The sequence below is a fragment of the Alphaproteobacteria bacterium genome (assembly GCA_018662925.1).
In the GTDB taxonomy this organism is placed as follows: domain Bacteria; phylum Pseudomonadota; class Alphaproteobacteria; order 16-39-46; family JABJFC01; genus JABJFC01.
On sequence record JABJFC010000044.1, the window covers coordinates 16,361 to 27,752 of the forward strand.

Here is an 11,392-nt window from a genome sequence, read left to right on the forward strand (position 1 = left end):
TCTACTCTCCCCATACTGCTTTGGCCCGTGCGCCGTGGAAATACTTTTGAATCCAAGGATTCTTATTTGCCATAATCTCATCCACTGTTCCGACGATAACTTGTTTATCAACAAGAACCGCTATCCGATTGCAAATTGTTTTCAACGAATCTAAATCATGGGTCACCATAACAACGGTTAAGTTCAAATTAGATTTTAGCTCATTTATAAGGCTATCAAAAGCCCCCGCAGAAATTGGATCTAAACCGGAAGTAGGCTCATCCAAAAAGAGAATTTCCGGATCCAAGACAAGAGCACGTGCCAATGCCGCCCTCTTGGTCATGCCACCCGATAATTCTGAGGGATATTTGAACGCTGTGGCCGCAGGAAGCCCCACCATGGAAAGCTTTTGAAAAACCACCTCTTCTGTTAGAGGTTTCTTCAATCGAGCAAGCTCCCGTAAAGGCACTTGGATATTATCTGAAACACTCAAGGAACTAAAAAGCGCTCCCCCTTGAAAAAGTACGCCACATTGCTGATCAATTTGGGCACGCTCTTTAAAGGAAAGGCCTGCTATATTTTTCCCTAGAATACGTACTTCCCCTCCGCTTGGGCGATGAAGCCCCAAAATAGTATGAAGTAAGACTGATTTACCGGCGCCCGAAGCTCCCACAAGTCCTAAAACTTCACCGCGATAGATTGTAAGATCCAAAAGATCATGGACAATCTGTTTGCCAAAGGCATTCACTAAATTGTGGACTTGAATAATTGGGACTTGGGTTCGTTTGTCCATCTACCATCCAATATGTGAAAAAACAACAGAGAAGAGGGCATCAAAGATGATGACTAAGAAAATGCCCTCCACCACAGACCGCGTCGTTTGTTGCCCAACACTTTCGGCACTCCCGGTTACCTTGAGTCCTTCAAAACATCCCACCATGGCAATCAAAAAGGCAAAAACCGGTGCCTTCACAAGACCAATGAAGAATGTCTTCAGTGTCACAGCTTGTCTTACCTGATCTATGATCTGACCAAATGAAATGTCGATCAAGAATGAGAGCATGACGCTTCCCCCAATCAAACCCAAAATATCAGCAAAAAAAGTCAGGAAAGGCAAGGCTATCACCAAACCTAAGATCCGAGGAACAACCAGATACTCCATGGGATCCAGCCCCATGGTTTTCATGGCATTCACCTCTTCATTCAGAACCATGGTACCTACTTGCGCCGTAAAGGCACTTCCCGAACGACCTGCTACAACAATGGACGTGATCAAAACACCGACTTCCCGTAGAATGCTAATGCCCAATAGGTTGATGGTGAAGATCTCGGCCCCAAAGCGGGCAAGTTGGTGCACCCCCTGATATGCCAACACGACACCAATAAGAAAGGATATCAACCCAACGATGGGGAGTGCATCCATTCCCACATCTTCAATATGGTGTGTCAAAGAAATCAGCCGAAATTTACGGGGATGTCTGATGGCTCCCCAAAATACGACGGCAATTTCTCCAAAAAAAGACAAAAGCTCCTTGCATTGAATTGAAAGTTCAAAGGCAGCTTTTCCTATGCGATTTAGCGTATAACAACAAAAACCCAATTTTTTGGGCGGCTGAACGTCCTCGATGGGATACTGGGAAACTTGCTTGATAAGAGCACGAACATCCTTGTTGCCCCCTGTACATTGGACCGAGATTCCGTGCTTTTGAAGAGATTGCAACGTCCGCTCAATAACGAGACCACCTGTAGTATCCATAGATTCAACAGCAGAGAGATCTAGCACAGCCTTAGTTGCATTCTGAGTCTTTAAGAGGCGCAAGGTCCTGTCTGCCTCTTTAATAGACCATACGACCCATCTGCCCACTGCTTTAATGTGGAGGATGTTCTTGGCCTCAAAACGAGTCTCAACCGTTGCTACAAACACGATTCCCCTCTTCTCTCCCTAAACATTGTTTTTCTTTTATTTTCGCTGAGGTTTGCGCAAGAAGCAAGGGGAAGAAATCGTTATTTGTCATTCTACAAAGTTGCAGGACGCTCTCACGTCCTCCAACTGGATAAAATGTAACCTATGTCTCAAGAATTTTTTGTGTCCTTTCTATCCGAAAGGACAATCTTTACTACTCCTTGATCAAGGTAGCGAACATCCACTCATGACCATCACGATCAGTCACTTTGCAAATGCGGTCTCCCCAAAAGGAATCTTCTGGCTCCATAAGAGAAGAGGCACCAGCACCTAAAGCCCTCTTGTACATGGCATCAACATCTGAACAGTACACATATAATCCAGAGGGCGGCAAAATATTCAGGGACTTTGGCGACTTGTTAGGTTTATCAAATGCGCCTTCAGGCCCCAGCATAATATGGGCATCTCCCAATTTCATATGAGCATGAACGACTTGTCCGTTCTCACTTTTCATGGGATCATCAGCAGCTTCAAATCCAAAAGCCTCTTTATAAAAAGAAATAGCATCCTCTGCGTTCTGAACTGTCAAATAAGGTGTTAAGGCTGGAAGAGTTCCAGGCTTATAGGCATGTTCACTCATGTTCGGCTCCTTTTAAAATTTCTCTATGACTTTACGCTAGGAGCAAAAGCATTTGAAGTCAATGAGTTGTGGAGAAAGAGCTTGGTTTCATAAAAAACCATTATTCCAAGTTCTCTGACGCCTCCCGAGACTCTAAACCACGATTATAGATTTCCCGACGAGGCCAGCCGGTTTTTGTGGCAAGATGGGTGGCGGCATCTTTTAGGGAATGGGCTTTGAGCTCTTCCTTCAAAAGGGCTTCTATTTCTTCTATCGTATATTTTTTCTCGCCAGGAGGGTGAATCACCAAAACCGCTTCCCCCTTTGGGATTCCATTTTTCTCGTAGAAATCCTTGAGCTCTCCTGGCAACCCTCGGCGCATTTCCTCATAGTATTTGGTAAGCTCTCGGGCAACGATGACGGGACGATCCTTTAGAACCTCTGATATGTCGTCCAAACTCTTTATGAGTCGCTTCGGAGATTCATAGAAAATAAGAGTCGTTTGAACATCTTGAATCTCTTGAAGCACCTTAAGCCGAGCAGCCTTTTTGTCCGGCAAGAAGCCCATGAACATAAACCGATCTGGAGGGGCGCCCGATAAAACCAATCCCGTTAAAGAGGCTGTGGGCCCCGGCAGGCAGGTTATGGGAATGTCCTGCTGGATACAGTCCCGAATGAGTTTGTAACCAGGGTCAGATATAAGGGGCATGCCAGCATCGGAAACGAGAGCCACAGAATGCCCTTGATGTATTTTGTCCAGGATTTCGGGACGGCGCTGATTGGCATTGTGCTCATGATAAGACAGGTAAGGCGTTTCTATATCATAGAAATCTAAGAGCTTTTTCGTAACCCGTGTATCTTCACAAGCGATGGTTGAAACCTTGATCAACGTCGCAAGGGCCCGCAGGGTAATATCAGAAATGTTTCCAATAGGGGTTGCGACAATGTAAAGTCCTGGGATAATAGTCACGTCAGGTAAAAAGTAAGAACGAGGAGGAGACTTTGAATTTTCCATGCCGACTAAGGGGCCTACGCTTTCTGTTTCTAATGAGCTGTTTAGGGTTGCTCACTGCCCTCTCCCTTTCGGGCTGTAGCAAGAGATTACGTCAAGAGCCTGCTCCTGTACAAGACCCTCTTCGGAAAAAGGAAGATTCTCTCTCAAAAGCTGGCTCTAAACGGGAAGTTCCCTTCCGAGTTGCCTTACTTTTGCCATTGTCTGGCCCCCACTCTAAATTAGGGAAATCTATGCTTAAGGCTGCTGAGCTCAGTCTTTTTGAATCAGAAGGTCAAAATGTGGAGTTCTCACCCCACGATACTAAAGGGAGCGTCGAAGGGGCAAAAGCTGCCGTTCAAACAGCCCTTAAAAAGCAGCCTGACTTAATCTTGGGCCCCCTTCTGTCTGATCAGGTGAAAGCCGTCACCCCTTTGGCTTGGGGAAGTGGCGTTCCCGTTTTGTCTTTCTCCAATGATACATCTGTCGCAGGAGACAATGTTTTTGTTATGGGCCATCCGCCCCGGGAACAGACTGAACAAATTCTCAATTATGCCCTAGAGCAAAAGCTATTTCGGTATGTCATCGTTGCTCCAACGAATACCTATGGAGACACGGTTGTAAAAACGGTAAAAGACATTCTACGAGAAAATCCAACCGCGCGACTCAACGAAGTTATTTCCTATGAAGGCGACGTCAATACCATCAAGAATAAGCTAGCCTCACTGGACCTACGAGAAATTGATGCCATTTTGATTCCTGAAGGAGGGTATGCCCTCACGCAAATCGTGAAGTACATTGCCACCGAATCAACTGATCCTCATAGGGGAAGCATTCGTTCGGTGCGGCTATTGGGAACCAGCCAATGGGATGAAGACGCACTTTTGAGAGACCCACATCTTTATGGCGCATGGTTTGTGGCCCCGCCCCTCAAAAAACGGCGTGCGTTTGAAGAAACTTATAAGGCCAATTATAAGGAAGCGCCTCTCCGACTCGCGAACCTCAGCTATGATGGCATCCATATTTCTAAAAAGCTTGCGGAACAGGAAAATCAATCGGTTTCGGAAACACTGACACAAATCCAGGGCTTTTCGGGCCTCGACGGCAGGCTAAAATTTGATGCCGAAGGAATTCCTAAGCGAGAGCTGGCCATTATAGAAATCACACCCACCGGATTCCATGAGCTTTCTGTTTCCCGCGACAATCAAGAAATCAATTTGCTCAATCCGGATTTGCTGTTTTCTTTTCAATAAAAGAGCACGTTATCCCTTGACAGATTCCCGCGGGATCTCCTAAATAACCCTGATCTTTCCCTTCGGGAAAATCCCCACCCCGGGCGCTTAGCTCAGTTGGTAGAGCATCTGACTTTTAATCAGAGGGTCATAGGTTCGAATCCTATAGCGCCCACCAGGGAGAGTAAGGGATACGATGATTTCGGAAAATGAAAATATTGATCCAGGTAGCGTATAGGTAGCAGCAAAAATTTGTTACTCCTCCCCAATATGGAGAATATTTCTTCCTTAACACAGTCTACGCCTTTTAACATTTTCCATAACTTATATTGAAAAATTAACCCTTAAATCAATACTTCTCTTATACCATACGATTCTTACTACTTCTTTTTTTCTAGTGAAGACAAATAGTTTTTATAGTGATCTACTCCACATTTTCCTTCAAAGTGACCCTCCCAATTATGATTAGGATAGCATGAGGGCGTTTTATTGAGCCGCCCTCCCAAGTCTTTCTTATGTTGTAATCTATGCCCGGATTTAGTTTTAAGGTCAGTATACTTATACGAAAACCCTTTTTGAGCCTCAAGTCCCCGTTTATGTGCAAGTTCATGCCCCTTAGGTACAGGTATAGTGTTTCTTTTTCCTCTCTTCTTTTGGTTAATAGCATGAATGATTTCTCCCTTAATATTTCTTCCGATTTTAGGATCTTTCGCCATTCTTCTAAGCTGTGCTTGTTTACCACGTCTCCCCAATTTGCTCAGATGTGTCTTTTTAGCAATTGAGACTGCTCTAGTTTCAAGAGCCAGTGCAGACATACCTCTACTAAGTTTACCAAACTTCGAAACACTTGCAATTTTAGATATAGCACCTGGAGAGAACCATCCTACAAGTAATTCTGTCGTTTGACCCAAATCTTGTGCAACTACTTTAGAACACAAGCCACTTGTTCGAAGACCATTTGCAGTTAACATTCCTGCTGTATGAGAGATAGGAACAATCAAATAGTTATCAACTGAACCAATGGCCTGTCCAACATAACTTTCATTAAAAGTTGCTAACCTTTGAGCCACAGTAGAAAGCCCTTCACAATCTTGTATGTATTCTCCTACATTACGAGAAAAAGTATTTATGTAACCGCTTTCATCATCTCCATCAGAAAAATACCCAGTGCCAGAGGAATTTCTTTCATTGGGCATGTGATCTTCTTGGAAGAGATTTATAGCTTCCTCATTCCTATTATTTATATCTATACTGACAGGGACTGAACCATTGGGTGTCGACAGGGTTAAATCTATATTCTGTAGATCTAGTGTATCTCCAGCAAAATTTATCTCGCTTTGTTCGTTTTCATCCGAAGTTTCTGAAAAACGAAGATCTACAGGTATGTTTTCTCCTTCACTTAACATGTCCCCCGGGGTTTCCTCCACGGCACTGTTCGAGTCGGTAAAATCTTTTAATTGCTCTGCTTCAACATCATCCAGCTCTGTCTCTTCAGTTTTTTCAGATGTATGCAAAGTTGTATTTACACTTTGTGTTTCTTTGGGACTTTTAGTAGCACTATCCCATTCTTTTTTATTTAGGATGGGAACTTTCAATTTAATGTTGCTATGAGTATCTTGTAGCACTTCATAGCCATCACTTTCTACTAAAGAAGACTCCCCAGGGCCCTTATCGGAAACTACAGAATGATGAACTGCCTTAAAATTTCTGGAACTCTTCGATAAATTTACTGCTTCGAATAATGGCTTACTCAAAGGTGCCTTTTCTTTATTAGTTCCTTGATCCTCACTCTGAGATTGAGGAATGAATGATTTTAAGCTACCAGAAACACTAAAACCACGGGATTTTGTTGTTTCTTGTACATCATTTTTCACTATTTTATCAGGAGAAAATCCATTTACTAAAGCTCCGGTTAAAACAGTAGTTCCTACTTTCATTCCATTCTCACTGTCCGGATTTTGGATGGTCACACCACTTTTTTCTTTAACCACTTCAGTTTTTTCACGATCTTGTGAATAACTTACAAAGCCTGATGACGACGCTCCTTGGCTATCAGACATAGCTGAATGTTTACTAACGGTACTTGTAGAATTTAGAACATCAACTTTTCCTGAACCGGTGATGGCAGTAGCTGTCGCATTTTTTTGCTCCCAAACTTCAGCATCAACATGAATATTACCTCTAACATTTAAATTCTGCATCACAACATCTGTCGCTTGTGTTTTTTCCTGCCTGTGATTCACGCTTGTATTACCTAAAATATCTGAAGACACTTCAACAGACTCACTGCGATGAGAAGATTCATGTTGTCCTCCTTCTTGAATGAATCGCTTGGCCGAAACATTCATATCTTCATTCACATTGACAAAAATCCCATTCCCAAGTTTAACGTCTTTATCTGCTATGATCGTAACCGAATCTTTCATAATCATTCCAGAACCTTGAGTCTGATAAGCCCCAGAAGTCTTTTGAGCACTGAATTTAAGAGGAACAGTGCCTAAAATTCCATCAGAAAGACCTAATCTTTGAAGAAGCTCTCCTTGTAAGCACTCATTTTGGATACCATTACGGATACTATGCCCAAAATTCACCGCATCCTGAATTGTATTAAAACCATGAGCAGCGTGCTCCACTCCCGAGCTACTATTTACCCAGTCATCCAAACTACTTAGGAGCGAATTCTGGCTTGCCAACATTTTTCCAGCTTGATCTCCATTGTATAAAGCTCTAGCAAAATCAACACCTACCCCACTCGGAGAAAAACCATAACTTCGATCAGAATATTTATGGTTTAAAGTTGAAGTTTCAAACGTGACATTTTTTCCTTTAGCTAACAAGCTTCCCAGCCCAAGGATATTTACTCCCTTACATTCCACATTCCCTTCAGTAGAAACCATTCGTGAACGACCAATGTCAAATAGAGTTGTTGGTGTTGACTTCTCAGTGGTTTGTTTAGATTTTGATCCAAAGAGTGCTAGAAGACTAGACTTTCTTTGAACTGCAGTATTTTCTGTAATCTCATCTTTGAGAATGATGTCATTTCTCGCAAGAAAATCATTCCCTAATCTCGACGTTAAACTAGCCCCTGTAAAAACAATCTCTCCATTAGGCGCCATTATAATATTTCTACCATTTATTGAATCAAAATCGGCAGTTTGTACATTGGTGTCTGTTTCTTTGTCATGGTGACTTACCAACCATTTTGTATATTTCGCATCCTTGGAAACATATTCGTGAGATGCACTCTTGCTATATACTCCCTTTTCCCCTTCAATAATATTGCTCGCTCCACTTGCAAACCGAGATCCATTGTTAATAACCTTCCCACCTGCCATTACACGAAGGCCAACATTTATTAACTCTTTTTCACCAGTCTCAGGATTTATAACTTCATATTCTTTTCCACTTCCCCCAAGAACTTCTCCTTGATCAAACTTAACTTGATCAGAATATTTTCCATCCCCAATATGTCCTAAAAAATGATGTGCATAGTGGTCATTAATAACATCTTGACTTGCTTCTAGATTAGTAAAAATTCCCCCTCTAATCTTACCTGCCCGATTTATAATACTTCCATCAGTTGCAGTCACAGAAATAAATTTATCAGATTCTAAGGAAGCACCCCGATCAAGTTCAACATGAGATCCAGTTAAATCCAAGCTAAAAGTTGTATGATGTTTCCGAGATAGATTAACGGCTTCTCCAGTTTTAACACCCAATAACTCTCCAACTTTTAATCCCTTATAACATCCTTTTCCGTCAAGAAGATCTTCAACATCATTGATGACCCTGGCTTCAAAATAAACACGAGGTCCTTCTACTCTGGAGGTATCATGAACATTTATTTTGTCACTTGCTATAAATGCAACTTCCTTCATCCCAAATGCTTGTCCAGAATGATCTACCTTTTTGCCCTCTACAACCGTAAAGTCTCCTTCCAAAATGGAGTTCTCAGATGTTGTGGCATTTCCTCGTAATTCTCCTGGACTTTCAGAATCTTGATCGGCCTGCTCTCTCGTCGTCAAAACGGCTGTTCCTCTAACAGCTTTAATATTCCCACCATTGTGGACTTTTGCCCCTCGTACTTCTACTAACCCCCCGACTTCTGTTGATTTGACCGTGCCAAAATTATGGGCTTCCTCCTCTCCTATTACTATTGCCTGTTTACCACCTGTTACTTCACCGTGATTTGTAACTCTATCCGCCTTTATATAAGTTTGACCTTGTGATGTAACACTGGCTCCTTCTCCAATGGTTACATTAGTATCAGATACTACAGATGCACTTTTCTCCCCCTTCACCTCTGAACCTGCTTCTAAATCAACGTCAGATTTACTATGAAGAGATGCATGAGCAGTGGCCACTATCTTGGCAGCATAAGTTCCTTTATCAAAAGATACATTTACATCTGTTCCTTTAAAGAGGCTTTCCTTATCAAAGTTTGCCTTCTCCGCATGAACTTTTATGCTTTTTCCTTTTAAATCACATATTCCGTCAAAAGTTCCTGTTTCAATTGACAGTTTGTTTGCTCTTACTGAACTTTCAGATCCGAAGTGAAGAGAATCCATATTCCATATGCACGTTCCTACGTCAGCACTTCCATCAAACTGATAATCTTTTGCATTGACAGTCCAACGATTTGCAACTGTATGTCCCGTATCTCGACCATACCATGTATCTAATGTTACAGTATCCGCTTTTGTGTAACCACTTGAATTTTCCCATATATTCCGACGATAAACGTTACCAGAGAAAACAAATCCTGCATTATGCGCGAATAAACTATCCTGAGTATAAGAAGGCATAACTAAAATTTTTCCTGCCTTCCAGGAGATATCACACGCTGGAGATAAAGTCCGAGTTGTTAATCCTTTAGCCTTTTCTTTATAGGTTTCCCCTTCAAGCTGATCATAGAGTTGACACGCGATACCTTTGAATCCTCCATATTCATTAAAGCTATCCTTTGCGTTTCTAGCGTTTGCACCAATCTCACCAATGCAACCTCCGACTTTACTTCCAATGGTCCTGCTCAAGTCTTTAACATTATGATTTTTAAGGGAACTATTAAATCCATTCTTAATGGCATCTAGAGATTCCTGTGATAAAGAATCCCAAGTAACCTTTTTTACCTCTGCACTAACTTTTTTTATTTCTGAAGCAACATTATATGTAGAAACTGCTAAATTCTTTGTATCAGTTAATAATTGGACAAATTCACTCATTCTCATTCTTTTATCCTCTTTTCTTGAAAAAGAAGAATTATAAATTCGTTGTCCTTGTTGATACATGCTTGGAAGGCGTGTCAAACTTCGTGCTAAATTTACTCCACTTCGAACACCTGATGGGGCATAAGCCATAACTCCTGAATATAATGAACTAAAAATAGGGCTATCGTACCAATGTCCATCCTTAGGGAATAGCTCGTCCCAAGAGGGAATAGAAGGTATATAAAGTCCTGCTTGAACAGAATAAAATGAATTGGCAGTATATCTGAAAGACTGATGAATACCCAAAAGGTTCAGATCAATCAAAGAGTTGGTTGTAAGCTGACTCCTCCCGTGTAAATACCCCATCAGATTCATATTCAGAGAAGTATTTATCGTTATCCGATTTGCATTCGTAGTAGAAAGACAATTCAGTGCGTACCAATCTGAATTAATTGTTAAATCTTCCTCAACTTCAATGTTTCCTCCAAATACGTTTCCATATGAGCCAGACGTTATGCTTGCATTCTTGGCTTTTAGTACTCCTCCATTGTTCCAAAAGTGTCCTTCAGTCTCGATTTGCAAATTTTCCTCCAATTTTATTTTATTCTCATTTGTTAGCGAATCGACCTTAAAGACTCCTGTTTTTCCAGAAACATTCCCTTGATTGAGAAAATGTCCATTAGACTCAACTACTAAAACATCATCCGATTCAGCTTTTCCACTATTGTAAATATGAAGACCTCCTGATGCGGAAAGTTTTAGAATGTTCCTCGATTTCAGTGCTCCTTCCAACTTTAAGCTTTGAGTCTCTATGAAGATCCTCCCACTGTCCATAGAAGCATCTGCATCAAAACTTAAGTTGTGAAAACCTGTGAATTGAGTTGTATCCTTGACTTGAAAATTTCCCCCCACAATTCCTTCTAATGATTCTACAAACAGATTTTCTATTTTAAAGAAAGCACCTGAAGCAACATCAAATCTATCTTTCGCTCTGACTTGCAAAAGGCCATTTACGTCAAAAGAGGCAATAGATCCTAATGATAAATTCTTTACATCAAAAATAAGTGATTTTGCTTCTATATGGCTCTCACACGTAACATCCTCCCCCATAACTTGGAATTCACCACCGTTTAATCTTGATTTGCTCCCAAATTCGAGTGAGTTGCCAGAAAAATGAGCAGCCTCTTTTGCATCCACCCAACCTCTTATACTTAAGTTTTCTCCTTGCAGAGACACATTTTTCGATTGAAGTTGTGATTTTGTGCTTTGCCTTAGATGATGTTTTGCTTGAAAATTTAATTGGCCTTCAGTTTTGATATCCCCCCAAAATCCGCGATAGGAAGTTACATTTCTCCTTCAAGTTCAAGGGGACGCAGTTTTTTCGATCGAGCGCGAGTTTTTTTAGGTGTTAAATTTTTAAATCAGCAATAATTGACCCAAAGCGCTAAAAGTTACTCTAAA

The 11,392-nt window shown here is 41.5% G+C and carries 6 protein-coding genes and 1 tRNA gene; 2 read left to right on the forward strand and 5 right to left on the reverse strand.

Annotation, left to right across the window (positions count from 1 at the left end; genetic code table 11):
* Position 1: 1 nt before the first annotated feature.
* The 4 genes from HOL16_02905 to rsmI form a co-directional block, all read right to left on the reverse strand.
* Positions 2-772, reverse strand: coding sequence for an ABC transporter ATP-binding protein (locus tag HOL16_02905; protein ID MBT5389645.1), 771 nt, complete (start codon positions 770-772; stop codon positions 2-4).
* Complete coding sequence (locus HOL16_02910) at positions 773-1,735, reverse strand: ABC transporter permease (protein ID MBT5389646.1); 963 nt, start codon at positions 1,733-1,735, stop codon at positions 773-775.
* Positions 1,736-2,096: 361 nt separating this feature from the next.
* Positions 2,097-2,522 carry a VOC family protein gene (locus tag HOL16_02915; protein ID MBT5389647.1) on the reverse strand — a complete coding sequence of 142 codons (426 nt, stop codon included), beginning with the start codon at positions 2,520-2,522 and terminating at the stop codon, positions 2,097-2,099.
* Positions 2,523-2,622: 100 nt separating this feature from the next.
* Entirely contained in the window at positions 2,623-3,516 is an 894-nt protein-coding gene (gene rsmI, locus HOL16_02920; protein MBT5389648.1) for a 16S rRNA (cytidine(1402)-2'-O)-methyltransferase, read from the reverse strand.
* Here rsmI and HOL16_02925 point away from each other — a divergent pair.
* Together HOL16_02925 and HOL16_02930 are read left to right on the forward strand one after the other, a co-directional pair.
* Positions 3,504-4,745, forward strand: a complete 1,242-nt coding sequence (locus HOL16_02925; protein MBT5389649.1) for a penicillin-binding protein activator — start codon at positions 3,504-3,506, stop codon at positions 4,743-4,745. The two genes, rsmI and HOL16_02925, sit on opposite strands and share 13 nt — an antisense overlap.
* A gap of 81 nt (positions 4,746-4,826) precedes the next feature.
* A tRNA-Lys gene (locus tag HOL16_02930) sits at positions 4,827-4,902 on the forward strand.
* A 202-nt stretch (positions 4,903-5,104) separates the two neighbouring features.
* Here HOL16_02930 and HOL16_02935 read toward each other — a convergent pair.
* Positions 5,105-11,128 (reverse strand): hypothetical protein, encoded by a 6,024-nt coding sequence (locus tag HOL16_02935; GenBank protein ID MBT5389650.1) that lies wholly within the window; start codon positions 11,126-11,128, stop codon positions 5,105-5,107.
* Between the last annotated feature and the right edge of the window lie 264 nt (positions 11,129-11,392).

Excerpts from the sequence above, each read along its gene's own strand:
- rsmI (MBT5389648.1), bottom strand. The coding sequence starts at position 3,516 with ATGGAAAATTCAAAGTCTCCTCCTCGTTCTTACTTTTTACCTGACGTG.
- HOL16_02905 (MBT5389645.1), bottom strand. The coding sequence starts at position 772 with ATGGACAAACGAACCCAAGTCCCAATTATTCAAGTCCACAATTTAGTG.
- HOL16_02910 (MBT5389646.1), bottom strand. The coding sequence starts at position 1,735 with ATGGATACTACAGGTGGTCTCGTTATTGAGCGGACGTTGCAATCTCTT.
- HOL16_02915 (MBT5389647.1), bottom strand. The coding sequence starts at position 2,522 with ATGAGTGAACATGCCTATAAGCCTGGAACTCTTCCAGCCTTAACACCT.